At 36.3% G+C, this 22,109-nt stretch carries 23 protein-coding genes, 1 tRNA gene and 1 other RNA gene; 23 read left to right on the top strand and 2 right to left on the bottom strand.

Going from position 1 to position 22,109, the window contains the following annotated elements; genetic code table 11:
• The first annotated feature begins 630 nt into the window (after positions 1–630).
• On the top strand, positions 631–1,173 hold the full coding sequence (locus IPM14_09405) for a T9SS type A sorting domain-containing protein (protein ID MBK9098310.1): 543 nt from the start codon (positions 631–633) through the stop codon (positions 1,171–1,173).
• 164 nt (positions 1,174–1,337) lie between these two features.
• Positions 1,338–2,180 carry a hypothetical protein gene (locus tag IPM14_09400; protein ID MBK9098309.1) on the top strand — a complete coding sequence of 281 codons (843 nt, stop codon included), beginning with the start codon at positions 1,338–1,340 and terminating at the stop codon, positions 2,178–2,180.
• A 159-nt stretch (positions 2,181–2,339) separates the two neighbouring features.
• Here the strand turns inward: IPM14_09400 and IPM14_09395 are convergent, their stop codons facing one another.
• Both IPM14_09395 and IPM14_09390 read right to left on the bottom strand, forming a co-directional pair.
• Positions 2,340–3,422, bottom strand: coding sequence for an LptF/LptG family permease (locus IPM14_09395; GenBank protein MBK9098308.1), 1,083 nt, complete (start codon positions 3,420–3,422; stop codon positions 2,340–2,342).
• Positions 3,409–4,782: an LptF/LptG family permease gene (locus tag IPM14_09390; protein MBK9098307.1), complete on the bottom strand. Its 1,374-nt coding sequence runs from the start codon at positions 4,780–4,782 to the stop codon at positions 3,409–3,411. The genes IPM14_09395 and IPM14_09390 overlap by 14 nt, the downstream gene beginning before the upstream one ends.
• Positions 4,783–4,869: 87 nt before the next feature.
• Between IPM14_09390 and IPM14_09385 the strand changes: the two genes are divergently transcribed.
• The 21 genes from IPM14_09385 (at position 4,870) to IPM14_09285 (ending at position 22,078) form a co-directional block, all read left to right on the top strand.
• Positions 4,870–5,916 (top strand): hypothetical protein, encoded by a 1,047-nt coding sequence (locus IPM14_09385; GenBank protein ID MBK9098306.1) that lies wholly within the window; start codon positions 4,870–4,872, stop codon positions 5,914–5,916.
• An 11-nt stretch (positions 5,917–5,927) separates the two neighbouring features.
• On the top strand, positions 5,928–7,292 hold the full coding sequence (locus tag IPM14_09380; protein ID MBK9098305.1) for a dipeptidase: 1,365 nt from the start codon (positions 5,928–5,930) through the stop codon (positions 7,290–7,292).
• 277 nt (positions 7,293–7,569) lie between these two features.
• On the top strand, positions 7,570–8,673 hold the full coding sequence (locus tag IPM14_09375; GenBank protein ID MBK9098304.1) for an aminomethyl transferase family protein: 1,104 nt from the start codon (positions 7,570–7,572) through the stop codon (positions 8,671–8,673).
• Positions 8,670–9,224 (top strand): cob(I)yrinic acid a,c-diamide adenosyltransferase, encoded by a 555-nt coding sequence (locus IPM14_09370; GenBank protein MBK9098303.1) that lies wholly within the window; start codon positions 8,670–8,672, stop codon positions 9,222–9,224. The genes IPM14_09375 and IPM14_09370 overlap by 4 nt, the downstream gene beginning before the upstream one ends.
• Positions 9,225–9,266: 42 nt before the next feature.
• Positions 9,267–9,625: a transfer-messenger RNA gene (gene ssrA / locus IPM14_09365) on the top strand.
• Between the two features lie 281 nt (positions 9,626–9,906).
• A complete protein-coding gene (locus tag IPM14_09360; protein MBK9098302.1) occupies positions 9,907–10,188 on the top strand; it encodes a DUF2752 domain-containing protein in 282 nt (93 codons plus the stop codon).
• On the top strand, positions 10,181–10,537 hold the full coding sequence (locus tag IPM14_09355) for a TM2 domain-containing protein (GenBank protein MBK9098301.1): 357 nt from the start codon (positions 10,181–10,183) through the stop codon (positions 10,535–10,537). Before IPM14_09360 ends, IPM14_09355 begins: the two co-directional genes overlap by 8 nt.
• Before the next feature lie 115 nt (positions 10,538–10,652).
• The gene (locus tag IPM14_09350) at positions 10,653–11,486 is read left to right on the top strand and encodes a diaminopimelate epimerase (protein ID MBK9098300.1); all 834 of its coding nucleotides are present in this window, start codon (positions 10,653–10,655) and stop codon (positions 11,484–11,486) included.
• A 14-nt stretch (positions 11,487–11,500) separates the two neighbouring features.
• Positions 11,501–11,809, top strand: coding sequence for a hypothetical protein (locus IPM14_09345; GenBank protein ID MBK9098299.1), 309 nt, complete (start codon positions 11,501–11,503; stop codon positions 11,807–11,809).
• A 158-nt stretch (positions 11,810–11,967) separates the two neighbouring features.
• Positions 11,968–13,017: a CehA/McbA family metallohydrolase gene (locus IPM14_09340; GenBank protein MBK9098298.1), complete on the top strand. Its 1,050-nt coding sequence runs from the start codon at positions 11,968–11,970 to the stop codon at positions 13,015–13,017.
• A gap of 1 nt (position 13,018) precedes the next feature.
• Positions 13,019–13,092 (top strand) — tRNA-Arg (locus IPM14_09335).
• 85 nt (positions 13,093–13,177) lie between these two features.
• The gene (locus IPM14_09330; protein ID MBK9098297.1) at positions 13,178–13,864 is read left to right on the top strand and encodes a tetratricopeptide repeat protein; all 687 of its coding nucleotides are present in this window, start codon (positions 13,178–13,180) and stop codon (positions 13,862–13,864) included.
• 124 nt (positions 13,865–13,988) lie between these two features.
• Positions 13,989–14,552, top strand: coding sequence for an elongation factor P (efp, locus tag IPM14_09325; GenBank protein ID MBK9098296.1), 564 nt, complete (start codon positions 13,989–13,991; stop codon positions 14,550–14,552).
• A gap of 15 nt (positions 14,553–14,567) precedes the next feature.
• A complete protein-coding gene (accB, locus tag IPM14_09320) occupies positions 14,568–15,041 on the top strand; it encodes an acetyl-CoA carboxylase biotin carboxyl carrier protein (protein ID MBK9098295.1) in 474 nt (157 codons plus the stop codon).
• Between the two features lie 23 nt (positions 15,042–15,064).
• Positions 15,065–16,393: an acetyl-CoA carboxylase biotin carboxylase subunit gene (gene accC / locus IPM14_09315; GenBank protein ID MBK9098294.1), complete on the top strand. Its 1,329-nt coding sequence runs from the start codon at positions 15,065–15,067 to the stop codon at positions 16,391–16,393.
• A 37-nt stretch (positions 16,394–16,430) separates the two neighbouring features.
• Complete coding sequence (gene gcvH, locus IPM14_09310; protein MBK9098293.1) at positions 16,431–16,811, top strand: glycine cleavage system protein GcvH; 381 nt, start codon at positions 16,431–16,433, stop codon at positions 16,809–16,811.
• An 86-nt stretch (positions 16,812–16,897) separates the two neighbouring features.
• Positions 16,898–18,439 (top strand): glutamine-hydrolyzing GMP synthase, encoded by a 1,542-nt coding sequence (guaA, locus tag IPM14_09305; GenBank protein MBK9098292.1) that lies wholly within the window; start codon positions 16,898–16,900, stop codon positions 18,437–18,439.
• A 30-nt stretch (positions 18,440–18,469) separates the two neighbouring features.
• Entirely contained in the window at positions 18,470–20,221 is a 1,752-nt protein-coding gene (locus IPM14_09300) for an ABC transporter substrate-binding protein (GenBank protein ID MBK9098291.1), read from the top strand.
• The gene (gene radC / locus IPM14_09295) at positions 20,221–20,922 is read left to right on the top strand and encodes a DNA repair protein RadC (GenBank protein MBK9098290.1); all 702 of its coding nucleotides are present in this window, start codon (positions 20,221–20,223) and stop codon (positions 20,920–20,922) included. The genes IPM14_09300 and radC overlap by 1 nt, the downstream gene beginning before the upstream one ends.
• A gap of 149 nt (positions 20,923–21,071) precedes the next feature.
• Positions 21,072–21,347 carry a hypothetical protein gene (locus IPM14_09290; GenBank protein MBK9098289.1) on the top strand — a complete coding sequence of 92 codons (276 nt, stop codon included), beginning with the start codon at positions 21,072–21,074 and terminating at the stop codon, positions 21,345–21,347.
• Between the two features lie 44 nt (positions 21,348–21,391).
• Entirely contained in the window at positions 21,392–22,078 is a 687-nt protein-coding gene (locus IPM14_09285) for a LysM peptidoglycan-binding domain-containing protein (protein ID MBK9098288.1), read from the top strand.
• Positions 22,079–22,109: the final 31 nt, after the last annotated feature.

Genomic DNA, 22,109 nt, shown 5'->3' with positions numbered 1-22,109 from the left:
TTTGCCGGAGGGTGTCAAGAAGGAGTGTTTTTGTCAAGTGATGGAGGTCAAAGTTGGGCTCAAATAAACTATGGTCTTACGAACACCTGTATCTTTTCATTATTTGTTTGTGGAACATATTTATATGCAAGTACTTTATTTGGCGGGGTTTTTCGTTCCACCGATAACGGTTTAAGCTGGGCATTAATTAAATCATTACCTATTGATACAACAATCACTTGTTTTACAATTAGTGGAACAAGTCTCTTCGCTGGTGCTTCGTCAACTTATCCTGGTACTGAAGGTGGTGTATATCGCTCTGATGATAACGGAATAACCTGGATTCCAATTAACAATGGTTTCCCACCTAATAGAAATGTCAATGCTATTGTTACAATCCCCAATGGAACAGGCGGAACTAATCTTTGTGCTGGTGTCAGTATTTGTGATACAACTTGCCATGGGAGCATCTATCTTTCTACTAACAATGGAATAAGCTGGAATCAGGTGAGTACAGAACCTGGAAGTGGTGGACCTTTATGTGTTTGTGGGCAAAGTACATTTTCAGGTGATGGTTCAATTATTTTACGTTCTACTGATTATGGCAATACCTGGACTCAAGTTAATTCATGGCCACTACAATATCGTATCATGTCTTTTGGCATAATTGGGACAAATATCTTTGCAGGGTCAATTAACGAGAATAGTAATGATGGTCTGGTATTTCTTTCTACTGATGTTGGTACAAGCTGGATATCAATAAACGAAGGTTTACCTCCTGACAAATGGGTAGCTTCCTTCGCAACTATTGGCAATAATGCTTTCAGTGGAACATTACATTCAGGTGGAGTTTGGCGAAGACCATTAAGTGAAATTACTTCCGTAAAAGATGAACTAATTCAACCAACAGAATTTATTCTTGAGCAGAACTACCCAAATCCATTCAACCCAAGCACGGTAATCAGTTATCAATTACCAGTAAGCAGTGAGATTACTCTAAATGTGTTTGATGTTTTGGGAAATGAAATTGCAACACTTGTTGATGAATACAAACCAGCAGGGAGGTGTGAAGTTGAGTTTAATGCAGCATCATTACCGAGCGGGGTGTATTTCTATCAATTGAGAGCAGTTGATCCTTCGACAGGCTCAGGACAAGCTTATGTGAACACGAAGAATATGTTATTATTGAAGTAACTCAAAAATATTATTTTTTAATCTGCCCCGGAGTGATGACCCGGGATTTTTTATTTTAAGCAGATTGAGGTTTTATTTTTTATAACTTAACTTGCAGTCAAGTTTACATTTTCTTCTTAGGTAAGTGTTATTCAATTTCTAATCTTAATAATTTTTAGAATTTTATGGAAGCAAAAAACGAAAAATCACTCGTAATATTTGAAACTTTCAGAATTCGACGACATTACGATGAAGAAAAAGAAATCTGGTATTTTTCTGTAATTGATATTGTTGCAGCTTTAACCGGTCAGATAGATTTTAAAAAAGCACAAAGTTATTGGACTACGTTAAAAAATCGTCTGAAAAAGGAAGGAAGTGAGATTGTCACAAACTGTGACAAACTGAAATTATTAGCGGCAGATGGCAAACGATACCTGACCGATGTGGCTGATGTAGAAACCATACTTCGGCTCGTTCAATCTGTGCCAAGTAAAAAAGCCGAACCAATAAAACTATGGCTTGCAAGAGTTGGTTATGAGCGAATGGAAGAAATGAACAATCCTGAAATTGCCCTGAATCGTTCTCGTGAGTACTGGCAGAAAAAAGGAAGAAGCGAAAAGTGGATTCAGCAGAGAATGTTGGGTCAGGAGACGAGAAACAAGCTTACTGACTATTGGGGCAAACACGGAGTAGAAAAAGAAGATGAGTTCGCTATACTAACAAATATTATCCATAAAGAATGGAGCGAACTGACTGTAAAAGAACATAAGAACTTAAAGAGATTAAAGTCTCAAAACCTTCGTGATCATATGAGTGAAGCCGAGCTGATATTCACCGCACTCGCTGAACTTTCAACGAGACAAATTGCGGAAAGTGAAAAAGCACAAGGATTTGAAGCTAATAAACCCCCCGCGAAGAAAGGCGGAAAGATTGCTAAAGATGCCAGGAAAGCACTTGAACAAAAAACTGGTAAAAGCGTTGTTACGGGTGATAACTTTTACAACAACCAGTCGAGAAGAAAAAATTAAACAAGAAATGAAGAGTACTGGATGAAGAAAAATCAGTGGGCAATTATGAGTTAAACTGGAATGCACAGCAACTGCCAATCGGAGTGTATTTCTATCAATTGATAGCAGGAGAATTTGTTCAGACCAGAAAGATGATTTGATTTAATTAGAATAAATAATTCAGTACTTCATCCTCGGCAGGGTGATGAAGGTTCCTGCAACAAAAATCAGGTTTGCAAACCACGCAGTTAAAACTGGATCGAGCGCACCATTCTTGCCAAATGCCTGACTTACTTTCATAAAGACAAGATAGATAAATGCGATGAGTATATTTATTCCAACCTGTACAGCAACACCGCTTTTTCTTTTGTTGGCAGATATTGGTAGTCCGAAGAGAACAATTATTACGTTCGTCATTGCAAAAGCAAACCGCGAGTGGTATTCAATCTGTGCAACAATTGGATTTGTTCCTGCTCTTTTCTGTGAATCAATCAGGTCTGATAGTTCGCTTAAATTCATCTCCACAGGCTTCTGCTGTTTCTTTGTGAGGTCAACCGGTTTGAAATGCAGGTTCGATAGTTTTAAGCTGTCGAAATAACTGGCTGTTTCGGTTCTGTCAGTAAAAATTCTTTTAACTCCCTGTTTTGCAATCCACACTCCGCTGAGTGAATCATATTCAAGTTTCTGTGCATCAATCCGCTGAATCATTTCAGTAAGATTGGCTTCATTAAATTCCTGTATGCTAACTCTGTTCGCCCAGTTGAGATTGCTGTCGAAGTAAGAGATGCTTACGATTCGCGCTTTGCTGTCCTGGAAATAAATATTGCTTCCTGTAAACACTAATCCTTTTTTAAGATATGTCTGCTCAATATAAACTTTTGTTTTGTTTGCCATCGGGACAATGTATCCGCCGAAGTAAAGTGAAATGAAACTTATCAGCAGGGCAGTGACTACGAACGGCGCCATAAACCTGTAAAGACTAACCCCGCTTGCCCTGATTGCAGTGAGCTCGCTTAGCTGTGATGCTTTCCCTGCTGTGAATAAAGCACCGAAGAGAACTGCGACGGGTGTTATCAGTTTTATTATTTCAGGAGTGAACACCACGTAATAATGAAGGATGTTTACCCACGGCACATTCTGATCAATGAAATCATCGAGGTTCTCCATTGCATCTATCACTAAAAAAATCAGGATGAATGCAAGCAGTGCAAAGAAAACAGTCAGCAGGAATTGTTTGATTAAATACCGGTCAATAATTTTCATCTGGTTCCTGCAACTGTCGTAGTCTTTTTGGAATTAATTTTTTCAGCAAAGTGAATTTGATCGTAACTGTCTCTCGATTAGTTTTTACTGTGAGTACAATCCCAAGGAAACCAAGCAGAAAATTTGCTGCCCACATTCCTATAAACGGAGAGAAGAAACCTCGCTCAGCAAGTTTTTCTCCACCGATCAGGAAAGCCCAATAGATAAGGAAAAATAGTAAGCTGATGCTTGCAGCCACACCAAACCCGCCTTTTCTAACCATAACTCCCAGCGGTGCACCAATCAAAATGAAAACGATGCACGCCGCGGGGATAGAATATTTTTTATAAATCTCCACTTCATATTTTTCAATTTCTCTGTCGGTGAATTCAATACTTCTGGCTTTAGAAGTGATATTATTTTTTGCTGTTCTTATTTTATCGAGCACTCTTGCATAAACCAGATGTTCGCGTACTTCCGGTGCAGGGTTGCTGTATGAAAACTTCTTCGACTTTTTTGTGAATAAATAATTATCTGTTTCAGATTTTAAGAATTTTAACTGCTGATTTCTTTCTGCTCTGAAGTTGTCAACGATTGCAACCATTGTATCAACACCGAGTTCTCTTTCTCCTCTTATCCCGCCCTGCGATTGGTGGAAAGTAAATTGGGAACCATCCATTACAATTCTGTGCTTGTCGAAGATAAGTTTTCTGTAAAGTCCTGTTTCCTTTACATCTGCTTCGTGGATTTCACCGCTCCATAGATCCATAACAAGATTTTTTTGATCAGCAGTAAAATAAATTTTTCCTTTGTTGGCTGTTACAACATTGATTTTTGCAGGAGTTGTATAATCGTAAATAGTTACACCGCTTAGCTCATTCGTTTGTGAATTTATTTCTCTTACAAGGATCGCATACTTGGAAACTTCCTGTGAAAAGAATCCTGGCTCAAGTGAAAGTGTCGGCTTCTGCTGGGAAATATCCGACATAAGAATTCTTGCCTGATGATTTGCATCAGGCAAAACCTGATCGTTAAACAAAAACAACAAAAATGCTAATACGATGCTTGCTAAAAACGGTGCTCTCATCATTTTATAAAGACTAACACCGGATGATTTTAATATCGTAATCTCATTGTTCTGTGAGAAATTTCCGTACGCCATTAAAGTTGCAACAAGTGTAGCCATCGGTATAACTAGCACAAGCATCCAGGACAAATTGAAAACAATCAGCTGAATGATTAACCAGGTGTCAAGCCCCTTTCCGACGAGACGATCGGCAAATTTCATCATGAACTGAAGAAGGAATATGCCCATCAAAGTAAGCGTAGAAAAAATAAAAGGAATAAAATGGGCTTTAAGTATATATCTGTGCGCAATCATCAAAAGAAAAATACTCAAGCCTGCCAAGTTTAACAAGATAATCAGTATACACTGATATGATTTGTTTCATATATTTCTAACCCAGATATGAAAAATTCATTTGTTGTTATAACTGCTCCAATATTAATACTGATCTCCGCATCGTTCATCCTGTTTTTTTCAATTTCTTCGGATGGGAATAGCAAGCAATTAGAAATTCATCCGGCTGAATATTATCCACGATGGCTGAAAAATAATGAGTACAAAACATCTCAGACTTCCGGGATTACTTTAATTTCAGAAAGAGATGATGAGAAAGAGTTTCTACTTGCAGATGATGTTGGAAAGATTCATAGATTCAGGATTAAGCAGGATACTCTCTTCAGCTTTTCTGAAATTAAATTTAGTGATCAAGCAAATGAAATGCTGGCTAATTATCCAAAATGGGATTTCGAGGAAATTTTTTATGACAGGTACACAGGCGAGGTATATTTAACGATTGAAGGAAACGGAAACGAGCATTTAAAGTATCACAACATCTGCAAATTAAAGTTTTTAAATAATGATATTTTGCGTGATACAATAGTGACTCTTGAAATAGTTCAGTTCACACCGGAAAATGTGTTTAATAATAAACTGCAGCCAAATGTTGGCTATGAAGGATTAACTTCGGATGAAAATTATTTTTATCTCGGTCTCGAAAATGATCAGATGAGTCCTGGAGAATTCAGCGATCATACATTGATAAAAATTGCTGACAAGAATTCATTGACAATTGTGAAAGAAATTTCTACTGATACTCTCAATATTTCTACTGTCTGTGGGCTGTACTCGGATGAAAATTATTCACTTTTGGGGATTGACAGGAATCACAGGAAAGTTTTTAAATTGCTTCTGGATGAATATTTTAACATAATTGATTTGGATTTTTTTGAGATGAAAACTGTGATTCCCAGCTATGATAGTCTGGAATATGTTGGCTCACTTGAATCAATCACAATTACTTCTGAAAAATTTCTTTTTCTGGTTGACGATCCGTGGCACACTTTCTTTATACCACCAAATGAAATTTTGAAAGATCTTGATGAAATGACAGTTAATAACTTTAAAAACTTTATTCCCATTATTCATAAGTTTGAGATAGAACAAAAATAAGGAGTGATAAAATGGAAAATGTAGTTGGTTATATTAATTCAAACAAGCAGAAATACGTTGATGAGTTGAAAAACTTTTTAAGAATTCCAAGCATCAGCACACTTGCTGAAAATAAAACTGATATGAACACAGCGGCACAGTTTGTTGCTGATAAACTCACAGAAGCCGGGATGGAAAATGTAAAAGTTATCGAAACAAAAGGTCATCCGTTGGTATATGCCGATTGGCTTCATGCTCCGGGAAAACCAACAGTTTTAGTTTACGGACATTATGATGTTCAGCCTGTTGATCCGATTAATCTGTGGGATTCTCCTCCATTTGAACCAACAATTAAAGGTGAAAATATTTTCGCTCGCGGTGCAACAGATGATAAAGGTCAGATGTACATGCACATTAAAAGTGTTGAAGCTTATTTTAAAACTATCGGCAAACTTCCTTTGAATGTTAAATTTATTATAGAAGGTGAAGAAGAAATCGGAAGTGGAAATCTCGATGAGTTCGTAAATAAAAACCAGGAAATGCTTAAATGCGATGCAGTTATGATTTCGGATACTTCTCTTTACGGACCCGGAATACCAACGCTGACTTATGGATTAAGAGGATTATGTTATATGGAAGTTGTTGTTACCGGTCCGAACAGAGATTTACATTCAGGAACATTCGGTGGCGGAGTTGATAATCCTATTAATGTCCTCGCGGAAATGATTTCGAAACTAAAGGATGGTAATGGCAAAATAAAAATTCCCGGTTTTTATAAGGACGTTGTTAATCTTACTAAAAAAGAAAGAGATAATTTTAAGAGACTGCCATTCTCAGAAAAGCAATACGCAAAGACTCTCGGTGTTAAAGAACTAAAAGGTGAAAAGGGCTTCTCAACTCTCGAAAGAGTTTGGGCAAGACCGACATTAGATTGCAACGGAATTTTCGGAGGATTCACCGGCGAAGGTGCTAAAACTGTACTTCCTTCAAAAGCTACTGCTAAGATTAGTATGCGTCTTGTTCCGAATCAGGATCCTAAAAAAATAGGAAAACTCTTTACATCCTATATGAAAAAAATTGCACCAAAATCTGTTACAATGGAAATAAAAGATTTACATGGTGCTTATCCGATAGCTACTTCACTCGATGATAAAGCGACACAGGCAGCAGCAAGTGCATTAGCAAAAGTTTTTGGAAAGAAGACAGTATTTATGAGAGAAGGCGGTTCAATACCAATTGTTGTTTCGTTTGCGAAAAAATTGAAAGCATCACCAGTACTTATGGGGATGGGACTAAATACTGAAAACCTTCATTCACCGAATGAACATTTTAACCTGAATCATTTTCATCTGGGAATATTAAGCTCAGCATATTTTCTTGATGAGTTCGCAAAATAATTTTTAGTTGACGAAACCTTTATTTCAGTATTAGAGTAAATTCTTTTCTCTCAGTTGCTGGCTTGACATATAGCATATATTGTGAGATTGCATACAACTATATCAATCATCCCCCCATTGGTAATTTTGACTTAAACGGGACAACTCTCAGGCCTTCAATAAAATAATGAAAAATAGATTATTCGCAAGCTTTTTATTCATTTTTAGTATGTTATATTTGTAGCACAAATTTTGATTTACTAAGAAACCTAAAATTAACCCTTAGCAACCAATTTTAATGTTTATTACTGACGAAAAAAATACGCTCTTAATTGAATACTTTGAATCAATGGGATTTTCCTCATTTCAGATCGATGGTTACCGCGTGATTAACCGATTCACAAATGTTGAAGCAGAGCTTGATTCTCTTTACAATGGTGTTGCGCTCCGAAGCATTTCTCATGAAGGCATAATTGAGTTGAAGGGAAATGATGCTCTGGATTTAGTTCACAGGATTGGGACCAATAGTGTAAAGGATCTTCCGAAAGAAGGTGTTAAGAAAACCATATTCACTACTGAAAAGGGAAGAATAATTGGATTAACCACTATAATGAATTTTGATAATTACCAGCTGCTGGTTTGTGATCGTATCACTAAACAAAAAGTTATGAGCTGGATCAGAAAATATGTTATCAGTGATGATGTTCAGGTTAATGATGCAAATTTAAAATATAACTTGCTTGAATTGACTGGTCCTCAAGCCGAGTCGTTCGCAACTCTCATCTGCGGAAATATTGTTAATGAGATCCAGCCTAATTCTTTTAAAATTATTCACACAGAAAATATTCTTTTCTTCCTGATAAAAATTCCTGGCGAAAGAGGAAAGAACAAATTCTGGTTCCTTGCAGATTTTGAAAACTCAAAACGTCTGATCAATTATATGCAGGAAAATAAAGGTGTGTTCAATTTTAATCTGGTTGGTGAAGAAGTTTATAATATTTATAGAATTGAATACGGAATACCTGTTGCTCCAAATGAACTAAGTGATGAATTCAACCCTCTTGAAGCAGGACTTGAAGAGATTATTGATTTTAATAAAGGATGTTATATAGGACAGGAAGTAATAGCAAGACTACAGACATACAATAAGGTCCAAAAAAAACTTGTTGGTCTTAAATTAAATGAACCAATTGAATTTAATAACGGCAATATGGTTATTGAATACAATGGAGAAGATATCGGGAAACTTACTTCTTTCGCAACATCACATAGACTAAAATCACCAATTGCACTTGCTTATATTAGAAACTCTCATTCAACTCACGGAACACAAATCTCCCTGAAACTTTCTGATAATAAAATTGTTAAATCAGAAGTTCAATCTCTGCCTTTTCTAAAATGAAAATATACACCAAAACCGGGGACAAAGGTGAAACCGGATTATTTGGCGGTGAACGTGTCAGCAAAGACTCACTCCGCATTTCAGCATATGGAACAATCGATGAGTTAAACTCTTTTATTGGCTATGCGATTACTGAAGTCAAAGATCCCGGTGTTAAAGAAAATCTTTCCTTGATTCAGAATTATCTTTTTACGATCGGATCTGATTTAGCTACTCCCGAAACTGAAAAAAATGCTAAGTTGAATATTCAGCGGACGCCGGAATCATTTTATAAAGAGATTGAAAAAATGATTGATAAATATGATGCTCAACTCGAAGAACTCCGGAACTTTATTCTTCCCGGCGGATCTAAAAGTTCAGCTTTGCTTCATATATGCAGAACTGTTTGCAGACGTGCCGAAAGGGAAGTTGTGGCACTAAAAAATTCAGTGACTATCGGAGATAATATTGTTATGTTTCTTAACAGATTATCGGATTTGTTTTTTGTTCTTTCACGTTTTGAGAATAAGGTCTCAAACTATCCTGATACTATCTGGAATCCAAAATCGTAATTATTTGTGATTTAATTTTTGGATTCTTGCATTTCCCCAATTGGGGGTGAAATTTTGGTTTCGACGGGATTAAAGAGGCTTAGAACTGCGTACCGTGTTCCCCGAAGACACGTTAAAAAATTGGGAACAAACAATAACTGGCGAATATAATTACGCCTTAGCTGCGTAAATAAAACGTAGCTCGTTCTCCTTTCTCTATTTTACCGGGGTTTGGAAGAACGCCGTTTAGGTAGAATAGCTGAGTCTTTTGTCTGCGGAGATGAAGCGAATTAAACAGCAGGCAGACTTTAAGTGATCTTTGTCTGTTTGGCAGCTTAAAGTCAAAAAGAAACAGACTATGTATGTAGATGTTCTTTGGATCTTAATTTCGGACCGGGGTTCGACTCCCCGCACCTCCACCAGGCTTCGTTTTATCCGAAGGACTCCTTCGGAGAGTAAAACGAAAAATGAAGCCTTCACCAGCAAAGTCTTTATCAGACGAAGTCAGCTAATCATATTAACATTACTTCTTAATTCACCGACAGAATCATACCATTCATCAATCACCAATTGTTAAAACAGAATTGATTATCTAAGTTTCCAAAAGAAATTCATAATCTTTAGATGGAAATTGTTAACAGTTCAAGAAAATATTATTTCTGAAAAGAAGAATTCGAATTTATTCACTAGTAAATTTTTCAAGATCTGGTCATTGTTAGGATTTGAAGCTTTAGTATGGATAGTCGGTTTATTATATCTCGCATTCATTCATTCACCGGGTAAATCACATTTTACAATCTGTCCTTTAGCTAATCTCGGAATTGAATTTTGTCCCGGATGCGGATTAGGCAATTCGATATCCTATTTGTTCAAGGGTGATTTTGTTTCTTCATTCCATGCACATCCTTTAGGAATTTTTGCACTGACAGTCTTAACACTTAGAATAATCAATATCATCAAAAATAATTGGAGGAGATATGCCTAATGCATTTCAATTAATGCCAAGTCTTGAAGCAGACGAAATGGCTTTTGTACAGATGTTAATAAAAGATATGAGCGATAACCAGGCTCAGCAGTTTGCGATGTCATATATGTCAAGACGAAAAGATCCTAGCAATATGCTTCTGTTTACCTTGATAGGATTTCTTGGTATTGCAGGAGTCCAAAGATTTGTTTTAGGACAGATTGGTCTTGGAATTCTGTACTTACTTACCGGTGGCCTTTGCCTGATCGGAACAATCGTTGACCTGATCAATCATAAGAAACTTGCATTCGAATACAATACCAAGCAAGCTCAGGAAGTAGCTACAATGATGAGAACATATACTGCTTGATTTTTTTTGAGGAAGCTTTTTATAAGTCTTCCTCATCTCTATTCTTTCGGGGAAATATTTTTTCGCAATTATTTCATTGCTTGCTACTAGCTCATCGGTTAAATTTCATAGTTATATGAAAAAGATTATTTTCACAAAGATGAGCGGCGCAGGAAACGATTTTGTAATTGTCGATAAAAAACTCAACCGGGATTTTGATGTATCTACAAAATTAGTTCAGCTTCTTTGCGACCGGCGAAATGGAATCGGATCAGATGGGCTTATCGTTATTTCAGATGCATCGGAACATAATTTTGTAATGAATTATTTTAATGCTGATGGATCAACTGGAAGCTTATGTGCAAATGGTGCACGATGTGCAGTCTTTTATGCGTCAGAAACAGGGAGGCTGAATGATGCTGGTGCAAAATTCATTTCCAACGAAGTTGAATACAAAGGAGAAGTCCTCAATAATTCAGAAGTAAAATTTTATTTAAACCCCCCAAAGAAAATAAAGTATAACTTCAAAATAAAAGCAGCCGGAAGACTCTTAAATGCACATTTTGCTGATACCGGTTCTCCGCACGTTGTGATCGATATAAACGAAAGTGAAGGACTGTTTCAAACACTGGATTCTGTACCGATTGAATCGATAGGAAAGGAAATTAGATATTTACCGGAATTTTCACCGGACGGCACGAATGTAAACTTTGTTGAGGTTAAGGATGGAATTGTTCATATAAGAACTTACGAAAGAGGAGTGGAAGCCGAAACTTTAGCTTGCGGAACTGGTTCGGTTGCAGCTGCATTAATATCGTTTGTTAATAAAAAATTAACCGTCCCTATTCAAATTATTCCTAAATCAAAAGAAAAATTATTAGTAAATTTTGAGGTAGAAAATTCAAAAGTAAAAAAACTGTCACTCACTGGTCCTGCAAAAATTGTATTTACCGGTGAAATGAACCTTTAATTTAAGGAGTCTAAATGTCGAAAGTATTGTTCACAATTAATTACGAAATTCAGCAAGATAAAAGAGAAGAATATTTAAGAACTATAAAGGAATTAAAAACCTTAATAAAAGCTGAAGGTTTGGAGAGTTATTCGGTTTACGAAGTCAAAGGAAAAGCAAACCGCTTCCAGGAACAATATATATTCGTTTCTGAAGAAACCTTTGAAAATTTTGAAGATGATACGGATGAGAGAATAAATATTCTTATAAACAAAATCAGCGGAATGACTGTTGAGCATTCAACTAAATATTCCACTTTTGCTGAATTAAACAATAATGTGTAAGGGTTCATTATAAGCGCATAATTCTAAAAATCATTAAGTCTGGTTAATATTTCAGGAAATGATGATCTTAGTATAGATAGCGTTGCATCCAATTTTCCTAATTTTCCTCATAACAAATTCTTAATTAACTTTTCTGAAGTGAATTCATTATAATTTCTATGATTGAATACGTTGGTGTTGCACATATACATTCGCTTTTTTCAGATGGAACCGGTGAAATTCCTGAGATAGCGAAATTTGCTGAGGAATCGGATCTCGATTTTCTTATGATTACCGATCACAACACGTTACGCGGCTTACAGGAAGGTTTTGAGAAATGGTACGGCAAAACTCTCTGCCTGATCGGTTGTGAAATAAATGACAGGGAAAATAAAAATCATTATCTTGCTTTTGGAATTGAGCAGGCATATTCAACTCGTCTCTCAGCAAAAGAGTATGTTAGGAAAGTAAAAGAAGCAGGTGGTATCGGGTTCCTTGCTCATCCACATGAAAAAAGAAATCATATAAAGGAACATCCACCGTACCCTTGGGTCGACTGGACAATTGAAGATTTTGATGGAATTGAAATTTGGAATCATATGTCAGAATGGATGGAAAATCTCACTGAACAGAACAAGTATACTTCGTTTCTGCATCCGTTGAGATCGATAGTAGCTCCGCCGCCTGAAACACTTAAACTCTGGGATGAGTTAAATTTAAAAAGAAAAGTAGTTGGAATTGGTGGAGTTGATGCTCACGCACACAAGCAGAGTCTTTTTGGATTTTTTGAAGTGGAAATTTTCCCTTACAAAGTTTTATTTAAATCGATACACATTCATTTATTTCTACCTGAACCACTGGTAAAAGGAAATACCAAACAAAAGATATCAAAATCTAAATCAGCGATCTATGAAGCACTGGCTTACGGAAGATCATTCATAGCGAACGATTATCATGCAAATTCCAAGGGATTTCAATTTTTTGCTAAAGCAGGTAAAAAGAAATTTTATATGGGAGATACTATTACTTCTTCTGAAAAAGTGACATTATCCATAGTTTTACCGGTTCAAAATGCTGATATAAAGTTGATCAGAAACGGAAAGGAGATAGCCGAATTCCAGGCTGAAAAAGCTGATTTTGAAGTAAAAAGACCGGGTGCTTACAGGGTTGAAGTTTATTATCAAAATAAAGCCTGGCTATTCACAAATCACATAAGAATCGGCATTTAATGCGCCCATAGTTCAACTGGATAGAACGTTGGATTCCGGTTCCAAAGGTTGGAGGTTCAAGTCCTCCTGGGCGTACTAAAATTAATGGCAGGTTGTCTGCAAAAGTATTATTTTTGCAGGGTTTTTTAATCAAAATAGTAGTTAACTGAAGGATGAATTAATGTTACAGAAAAAGAAAAAATTATCAAAGAAAGAAATAAAAAAAGATACTTTACTTGATCTTTATGAATCAACAATTGAATTCTTTGAAAAATATAAAAGCAAGATTATGCTTTATGCTGGTGTACTTGTGGTTGTTGCAGCAGCAGCATATTTCTACATCAATCAGAAATCACAAAGCAACGAAAAAGCCGGATTAGAACTTTCTCGCATAATGCCTTTGTATGATCAGGGATCTTATCTTGAAGCAATTGAAGGTAAGCAGGGAACCAACCTGATTGGTTTAAAAAAACTTGTTGAAGAATATGGCGGTACCGAGAACGGAGAAACAGCAAAAATATATCTTGCAAATTCTTATGCATTCCTAGGTAACTATGAAGAAGCGATAAAATATTATTCCGATTACGGCGGAAGTATTGATTACTTTGAGGCTGCTGCACTTGCCGGTCAGGCAGGTTATTACGCAAGCAAGAATGAATTTGAAAGAGCTGCAGATTTGTTTCTAAAAGCATCTAAAAAATCACCGGTTAATTCGCAAAACCCGGATTATCTGCTCAATGCAGGAATTAATTTCCTGAAAGCAGGCGAGAAGGAAGAAGCCAGAATAGTTTTTAATACAATCAAAGAAGATTATGCAACGTCACTCGCTTTCAGAGATGTTGATAAATATCTTTCGATGATTTATTGATTCACATTGGCATTTTGTCGGAATAATAAATTTTCTTTGGTTAACTTAGCAGTGTCAGATTTCTTTATTCTTAACAGCATTTTATTATAAACAGAACTTACGGTACTCTTATATCTAAACTATTATGGCAGATACTTCAGATTTCAGAAACGGTTTAATTATTAAATTCAAAAGTGATCTTTACAGCATTGTTGAATTCCAGCACGTAAAGCCCGGAAAAGGCGGTGCGTTTGTTCGTTCGACTTTAAAAAATTTAAGGAATGGAAAGGTTTTAGAAAATACGTTCAGAGCGGGTGAGAAAGTCGAAACTGTCCGTGTCGAAAGAAGAAAATACCAATACCTTTTTTCGGAAGGTGATTCTCTGGTTTGTATGGATAATGAAACTTATGAGCAGATTAATATTGCCAGGGAATTATTCAGTGATGGAATAAAATTCCTGAAAGAAAGCGAAGAAGTTGAAGTTGTTTCTAATGGATCTGATATCATATCGGTTGAAATACCAATTTTCATAAATTTAAAAGTAATTGAAACTGAACCCGGCTTTAAAGGCGATACTGCAACCGGTGCGCTAAAATCTGCAAAGCTGGAAACAGGTGCTCAAATTAACGTTCCCTTGTTCATAAATGAAGGTGATGTACTCAAAGTAGATACACGAACAGGAGAATATTCAGAAAGAGTTAAATCTTAAAAACAGAGGCTGAAAATGGATCTTGATTTAATTAAAAAACTCGTAAAGATTGTTGACACCAGTGGTGTTACAGATTTGGAAATTGAAGAAGGTGATTTAAAGATTAAGATTGCAAAGAAAATCAGGAATGCACAGGTAATCACTCAAGCTCAAATTCCTGTTGCTTCTGCTCAGCCTGTGATGCAAACATCTTTACCTACAGGTGAAACCACAAAGCAAACAACTGAAGCTGAGATTACATCAGCCAATCTTCACGAAATCAGGTCACCGATTGTTGGTACGTTTTACAGAGCACCTGCTCCGGATGCTGATTCCTATGTTCAGGTCGGCTCAGTTGTTTCACCCGGCAGTGTTTTGTGCATCGTCGAAGCAATGAAACTAATGAATGAAATTGAGTCGGATGTTAATGGAAAGGTCGTCAAGATTCTGGTTGAGAACGGTAAACCTGTTGAATATAATCAACCACTGTTTTTAATTGAGCTGACTTAGTATTACTAATATCAGGATAAACCTTGTTTAATAAAATTCTAATCGCCAATCGCGGCGAAATTGCTCTCCGTGTAATCCGTACTTGCAAAGAGATGGGGATTAAAACAGTCGCTGTTTATTCTGAAGCGGATCGGGATTCACTACATGTCACTTTTGCTGATGAAGCAGTATGCATCGGCCCTCCTTTCGGTAAGGATAGCTATCTGAAAATACCATCGATTATTTCTGCCGCCCAGGTTACAGGTGCTGATGCCATTCATCCCGGGTATGGTTTTCTTGCAGAGAATGCCAGCTTCTCCGAAATATGTCAGGAATCAAATATTAAATTTATTGGACCTTCTCCTGACATGATCCGTTCAATGGGAGATAAAGCTTTTGCTAAAAACACTATGAAAAAGAATCAGGTTCCTGTAATTCCTGGCAGCGATGGAGTTATAGATAATGTTGAAAGGGCAAAAGAGCTTGCAAAAGAAATAGGTTTCCCTGTTATTATTAAAGCTTCCGCAGGTGGCGGCGGAAAAGGAATGAGAATAGTTTGGGAAGAAGCTGATTTTCAAAAGGCTTTCCAAACCGCACGAACCGAAGCCGAAGCAGCTTTTGCTAATGGTGATGTTTACATTGAAAAATTTATTGAGAATCCAAGACATATTGAAATCCAGATTCTTGGAGATCAGCATGGAAATGTATACCACTATGGGGAAAGAGACTGTTCAATTCAGCGCAGACATCAGAAATTGATAGAAGAATCACCTTCACCTGCTGTTGATGAGGAACTTCGAAAAAAGATGGGAGAAGCAGCGATAAGAGGGGCTCATTCAGTTAATTATGAAGGCGCAGGAACTATTGAATTTCTTCTCGACAAGCATAAGAACTTTTATTTTATGGAGATGAACACCAGGATACAAGTTGAACATCCTGTGACTGAGTTTGTCTATGATGTTGAGCTCGTCAGGCAGCAAATCCTAGTTGCAGCTGGAGAAGAGATAGAAGCAAAACCTAAAAAACCACATGGTCATGCAATTGAATTCAGAATAAATGCAGAAGATCCGGATAATAATTTCAGACCATCACCGGGAAAGATTACCTCTCTGCATTTTCCAGGAGGCTTTGGTATCAGATTAGATTCGCACATCTATCAATCATACTCAATTCCACCTTACTATGACTCTTTGATTGCGAAGCTTATTGTCTGGGGTACCGACAGGCATTATGCGATAATGCGGGCAAAACGTGCATTGAACGAATTCATTGTAGAAGGAATAAAAACTACCATTCCATTTCATTTGAAAGTATTGGAAGATCCAAGGTTTATGAGCGGTAATTTTGATACAAGTTTTCTAGAGAAATTTTAGTACTACTTATATTCATAAAATTTAGTTAGAGGGAAAAATGAAAATACCTGAAAATTTAAAATACACTAATGATCACGAGTGGGTTCGTGTTGAAGGAAACATTGGTATTCTTGGAGTAACTGATTATGCGCAGGGTGAACTCGGCGATGTTGTCTTTTTAGATATTGATCCTGATCTAAAGGAGATTACCAAGGGCAATTCATTAGGCACAATCGAAGCAGTGAAAACTGTCAGTGATATTTTTGCACCCTTCAGCGGTAAAGTAATTGAAATCAATAAAAAACTTTCCGACTCTCCTGAACTTGTAAACTCTGATCCTTACGGTGAAGGCTGGATGATCAAAGCAGAAATTTCAAATCCTCCAGACCTCAATGATCTGCTTGATTCAAATGCTTATAAAAGTTTGATCGGGCAATAGTTTCTGCTAAGCTGATTAATATATTTTTTTTATAAACCCGTGAATAGCGGGTTTTTATTTTTAATAAAATATTTATTTTAAGGTTAATGAAACAACGAGACTTAATTTTAATTATTGACTTCGGTTCACAGTACACACAGCTTATTGCCCGCCGGGTGAGAGAAGTCAACGTTTATTCCGAGATACATCCTCATACAATTTCATTCGAGCAGGTAAAAGATTTGAATCCAAAAGGAATAATCCTGTCTGGCGGACCAATGAGTGTTTATGATGAATCAGCACCGGATATTGATCCTCAAATATTCAGTCTTAAAGTACCTTTTCTTGGAGTTTGTTACGGCCTTCAGATTATCTGTAAAAACTTTGGAGGAAAAGTTGAGCCGGCAGCTGACCGTGAGTATGGTAAATCAATATTGCGAATTACCGATAACACAGATATACTAGGCGGTGTTGAAGATGCGTCTGTTGTCTGGATGAGTCACGGCGATTATTTAACTGAATTGCCAAAAGGATTTAAAGTCATTGGTGAATCGGATCATTCCCCGATTTGTGCGATTTCAAATCCATCAAAAAAATATTATGGTCTTCAATTTCATCCTGAGGTTGTACACACCGAAGAAGGACAAAAAATTATCAGCAATTTCCTGTTTGAAATTTGTAAGTGTAAAGGAGATTGGACATCGCAGAATTTTATTGAATACCAGCTTGAAAAAATTAAATCAACTATCGGAAGCTCGAAAGCAATATGTGCGCTCAGCGGCGGAGTAGATTCCACTGTGGCAGCAGTTCTGGTAAGAAAAGCCATTGGCGAAAATTTAATTTGCATTCATATTGATAATGGATTGATGCGTAAAAATGAAAGTGAAAAGATTGGAAGATTATTTGAAGAGAAACTAAAACTGAATCATAAACATGTAGATGCGTCAGAAAAGTTTCTTACAAACCTCAAAGGTGTCACAGATCCTGAAAAGAAAAGAAAGATAATCGGCAATACGTTTATTGAAGTATTTGAAGAAGAAGCAAAAAAATATAAGGATGCTGAGTTCCTCGTTCAGGGAACACTTTATCCCGATGTAATCGAGTCAGTGTCAGTCAAAGGAGCATCAGCAACGATTAAGACTCACCACAACGTTGGCGGACTTCCTGAGAAAATGCATCTTAAATTAGTTGAACCTTTTCGTGAGTTGTTTAAAGACGAAGTTAGAAGTGTCGGCAAAAGCCTGAACATTCCATCTGAATTTATAAATCGGCATCCGTTCCCGGGTCCGGGTCTTGGTGTCAGAGTTTTAGGTGAAATCACAAGGGACAAACTTGATATTATCCGCGAGGCTGATGATATATATATTACATCAATTAAAGAAGCAGGATTATATAACAGCATCTGGCAAGCATTCACAGTATTACTTCCTGTGAGTTCTGTAGGTGTTATGGGCGACGCAAGAACGTATGAATTTGTGCTCTCTTTGCGGGCAGTAACTTCCGTCGATGGGATGACTGCTGACTGGTTTCCTTTTGAACATGATTTTCTATCTTCCGTTTCAAATAAAATAATAAACAAGGTTAGAGGCGTAAACAGGGTAGTGTATGATATCAGTTCGAAACCTCCGGCAACAATTGAATGGGAATGATTTTACTTTTCGAAAACTATATTTTAACTGATGATAAATAGCCGCCTTAAAATATTTTTTATTGTTATGCTATTCATAGCTTTTGAATTTCACTTCGCATCAGCTCAACAAGAAGATGAGCAGATAAAGAATCTATTTGATAATTCTATTGCGTTATATAATTCAGGTAAAAATGATGAAGCTTTGGAAGGTTTTAAAAAAATATTATCAGATTATAAATACAATTCAAAAACCACAGCTTCAGAATTTTTCAAAGCAAAAATACAACTTGAATTAAGTCAGCTGAATCAGTTCAAGTATACGGCAGATCAATTTCTGCTGAATTATTCTTCCAGTTCATATACGGATGAAATCCGGTTCCTTCTGGTTAAGTACAATCTGGAAATTGCCAACTATTACAATGCATTTAAAGAAGTTTTAAATGTTATTGATAAAACAACATCTTCTTTATCTGAACAAAAAGCAAGAAAGATTGGAGAGGGTATTGCTGCCAAATATTTAAATGACATCCAGCTTGATCGAATAAATTCATCATTCACCAGTGATAAGATTAGAACATTTATCCTTCTTCAAAAAGGAAAATATTATCTGAGAACTGGAAATTCATATAGCTCAAAAAATGCTTTTGAGCAAATTATAAGTGACTATCCTGAATCTGAGGAATATTCTGAAGCAAAAAAATTAGTTGATAGTTCAGTAGAAAATATCCAGCCTGCAACAACTATAATTGGAGTAATGCTTCCTCTTGAAATTAATCAGTTTGAGGAATATGAATCACAACCTGCTGCCGAAATTCTTGAAGGAATAAAGTTCGCAGTTGATGAATTTAATAAAACAAGAGATGAAAAAGTTGGATTGATAATCCGTGATACAAAAAAAGATATTCAGCAAATAAAAAAAATAAAAGATGAATTTGTTGAACTCAATTCGCTTGTTGCTGTCATTGGTCCGATCTTTAGTAACGAAGTGCGCGCAGCTCTTGATGAATTCGATGATTACGACATTCCGATAATTTCACCAACTGCAACTGATGACGATTTGACAAGCATCAGTCATAACTTCTTTCAGGCAAATCCATCATTCTCCGTTAGAGGAAGAGTGATGGCACAGTACATCTATTACGTTGAAAATAGACGGAATATATCTGTTCTAAATTCTATTGACAGCTACTCACCAATTCTTGCTGCATCATTCATTGATGAATTTGAAAAGCTTGGAGGTAGAATTATCAGAAAAGAATCATTCAGTAATGAGTATTCAAACTTCAGTACACCGGTTTCAAAAATTTACAGCGACTCTCTCGTAATTGAAGGAATATATATTCCGTTATCAGATAATTCAATCACTCCTCTGCTATTATCTGAAATGGCTAAATATTATATTAAGATACCTTTGTTCGGTAACCAGGATTGGTTCACAGCAAAGGGATTTGAAACAGTCCCGGGCATAAGTAACAATCTTGTTTTTGAATCGGATTACTTTGTTGACTTTACTTCAGAAACGTATCAGAATTTTAATGAGCAGTTTATTTCCATAACAGGTAAAGATGTAAATCGAAATGCTCTTTATGGCTATGATGCTGCAAAATTTTTACTCACTGCTTACAGGAATAGTGGTCAGGGCAGAAAAAATCTTGTAGAAAAGATGTCATCGGGAATGGTCAGCAGCGGTTTACGAAATAATATTTCATTCGATGAAAGAAGAGTAAACAGATTCTTAAATATTATCCGATACAGAGATGGTATCTTTGAATTAATTGACAAATTCAGACTTAACCAATGATGAATAATAACAATGGGAAAAAGCTTACTGTCAAAGAGCTCCCCCTTGATGATCGTCCCAGGGAGAAGCTGTTGCTGAGGGGAGCGCAAAATCTTTCTGATGCAGAGCTGATTGCCATTCTGCTTAGAACAGGCAAGAAAGGGAAGTCGGTTTTAGAGATATCAAGAGACTTGATTAATAGTGAAAAAAATTTATCTCTTCTTGCAACCCGCACAGTTCAATCACTTACAAACATCAGCGGTATAGGTAATGACAAAGCCGCAACTCTGGCTGCAGCTTTTGAATTGAGCCGAAGAATTTTATCCCAGTCAAAGTGGCGTTCAGATAAAAAAATAACTTCACCTCAGGATATTGCAGATGTTTTTATACCAATTCTAAGAGATGAAGTGAAAGAGCAGTTCATTGTTGTATGTTTAAATTCTGCGAATAAAGTAATAAAGTACGAAACAATTTCAGTGGGAAATCTGAATTCGAGTGTTGTGCATCCGCGTGAAATTTTTAAAGTTGCAATAGATAATAATTCAGCAAGTATAATTTTAATTCACAACCACCCGAGTGGAAACCCGGAACCAAGTAATGAGGATATAAGAATAACAAAAAAGCTTGTAGAATCTGGAAAGATATTGGAGATACCGATTTTTGACCATGTAATTATTGCTGGAGAAAGATATACTAGTTTTGTCGAAAAAAGGCTTTTTTAAAATAAAAACTTAATATTTCTTGAATATTTTCAATGCTTTCGTTATATAAGAATCCTAAATTTTACACTACTTGGTAAACTAGAGGTAGTTGACTTTTATCTAAATCTTAATCAATTAATATCTTATTCATAAATAATCGGAGGTTTCATATGAGCCTACTTAAAAACTTCAGGACTCCTGTCCTCGCTGCTGTTCTGTTTGTCAGCATGGCGCTGATTGCAGGTTGTGGTGGTTTAAGTGAAGCTCAGATTGCTGAACTCAATGCATTGCGTGATGAAGTAAAATCACTCGAAGCAGAGGCTAACAGTCTGAGAGATCAAAAAGCACAACTCGAATCTGAAATTCAGACCATTAACCGCAAATTGGCTGAATGCAACAAGCAAAAGGAAGAAACTAAGGCAAATCTTGAAAAATTGCCTAAGTAATTATTAACAGGAATTTTTATAACAAAATTAAAATGGAGAAAAAAATGAAACTTGCAAAATTTTTAGTTGCTATCATTTCCCTTTCTTTCCTGTTATCTCTTTCTTCCTTTGCTCAGGAAACAGAGATGACTGAAGAAGAATGGGAAGCCGAAATGACCCGGCTTACCGGTCAAAAACAAGCTTTAACATCTGAGATAGAAACCTTGAAAAAGGATATCGAAAATCTCAATACTGTAAAAGCTGGTCTTCAGGATCCAGAACAGTGCATCGACGAACTCTATGCACTTGTTGGTGCTACCAGAAGTGATGTTGACAATTTCAGAAATGCTGTTAACGAACTTGATGGCAAGATTAAAAGAAAAGAAGCACCAAAGGCTGACAGACAAGCTGATTTAAATGCTTTAAAGATGAACAAAATTAGTGCATTACCTGAATTTTTCGATAAGGTTCACAACAAGATGCAGAAAGCTCTTGATGAGTGGATCGATGCACCTCCTGTAATTAACTACAAAGTAGTTAAAGGTGATCACCTCTGGGGTATTGCAAGAAAGAAAGAACATTATGGAAACGGTTTTGCATGGCCGGTAATCTATAAAGCAAACAGAGATAAAATTAAGAATCCGGATCTTATCTATCCTGATCAGGAGTTCTCAATTCCACCACTGACTCAGGAAGAAAAAGATAAGTATGAAAAGTTAAGAGCTAATTATAAACCAGCTCCGGTTCAATAATATATTCTTGTATTGTTGTTCAACTTAATTT

This window comes from bacterium (assembly GCA_016716565.1).
GTDB lineage: Bacteria > Bacteroidota > Ignavibacteria > Ignavibacteriales > Ignavibacteriaceae > IGN2.
The sequence above is the reverse complement of the archived record's forward strand: the minus strand, read 5'-3'. Positions and strand labels throughout refer to the sequence as shown.

What these genes read in the sequence shown, in the direction of transcription:
- IPM14_09350 (MBK9098300.1), top strand. Translation starts at nt 10,653, where the DNA reads ATGAAAAAGATTATTTTCACAAAGATGAGCGGCGCAGGAAACGATTTT.
- IPM14_09390 (MBK9098307.1), bottom strand. Translation starts at nt 4,782, where the DNA reads ATGATTGCGCACAGATATATACTTAAAGCCCATTTTATTCCTTTTATT.
- IPM14_09355 (MBK9098301.1), top strand. Translation starts at nt 10,181, where the DNA reads ATGCCTAATGCATTTCAATTAATGCCAAGTCTTGAAGCAGACGAAATG.
- radC (MBK9098290.1), top strand. Translation starts at nt 20,221, where the DNA reads ATGAATAATAACAATGGGAAAAAGCTTACTGTCAAAGAGCTCCCCCTT.
- IPM14_09290 (MBK9098289.1), top strand. Translation starts at nt 21,072, where the DNA reads ATGAGCCTACTTAAAAACTTCAGGACTCCTGTCCTCGCTGCTGTTCTG.
- IPM14_09385 (MBK9098306.1), top strand. Translation starts at nt 4,870, where the DNA reads ATGAAAAATTCATTTGTTGTTATAACTGCTCCAATATTAATACTGATC.
- IPM14_09395 (MBK9098308.1), bottom strand. Translation starts at nt 3,422, where the DNA reads ATGAAAATTATTGACCGGTATTTAATCAAACAATTCCTGCTGACTGTT.
- IPM14_09330 (MBK9098297.1), top strand. Translation starts at nt 13,178, where the DNA reads ATGTTACAGAAAAAGAAAAAATTATCAAAGAAAGAAATAAAAAAAGAT.
- accB (MBK9098295.1), top strand. Translation starts at nt 14,568, where the DNA reads ATGGATCTTGATTTAATTAAAAAACTCGTAAAGATTGTTGACACCAGT.
- IPM14_09370 (MBK9098303.1), top strand. Translation starts at nt 8,670, where the DNA reads ATGAAAATATACACCAAAACCGGGGACAAAGGTGAAACCGGATTATTT.
- IPM14_09400 (MBK9098309.1), top strand. Translation starts at nt 1,338, where the DNA reads ATGGAAGCAAAAAACGAAAAATCACTCGTAATATTTGAAACTTTCAGA.
- guaA (MBK9098292.1), top strand. Translation starts at nt 16,898, where the DNA reads ATGAAACAACGAGACTTAATTTTAATTATTGACTTCGGTTCACAGTAC.
- IPM14_09345 (MBK9098299.1), top strand. Translation starts at nt 11,501, where the DNA reads ATGTCGAAAGTATTGTTCACAATTAATTACGAAATTCAGCAAGATAAA.
- IPM14_09285 (MBK9098288.1), top strand. Translation starts at nt 21,392, where the DNA reads ATGAAACTTGCAAAATTTTTAGTTGCTATCATTTCCCTTTCTTTCCTG.
- IPM14_09300 (MBK9098291.1), top strand. Translation starts at nt 18,470, where the DNA reads ATGATAAATAGCCGCCTTAAAATATTTTTTATTGTTATGCTATTCATA.
- IPM14_09405 (MBK9098310.1), top strand. Translation starts at nt 631, where the DNA reads ATGTCTTTTGGCATAATTGGGACAAATATCTTTGCAGGGTCAATTAAC.
- gcvH (MBK9098293.1), top strand. Translation starts at nt 16,431, where the DNA reads ATGAAAATACCTGAAAATTTAAAATACACTAATGATCACGAGTGGGTT.
- IPM14_09375 (MBK9098304.1), top strand. Translation starts at nt 7,570, where the DNA reads ATGTTTATTACTGACGAAAAAAATACGCTCTTAATTGAATACTTTGAA.
- IPM14_09340 (MBK9098298.1), top strand. Translation starts at nt 11,968, where the DNA reads ATGATTGAATACGTTGGTGTTGCACATATACATTCGCTTTTTTCAGAT.
- IPM14_09380 (MBK9098305.1), top strand. Translation starts at nt 5,928, where the DNA reads ATGGAAAATGTAGTTGGTTATATTAATTCAAACAAGCAGAAATACGTT.
- efp (MBK9098296.1), top strand. Translation starts at nt 13,989, where the DNA reads ATGGCAGATACTTCAGATTTCAGAAACGGTTTAATTATTAAATTCAAA.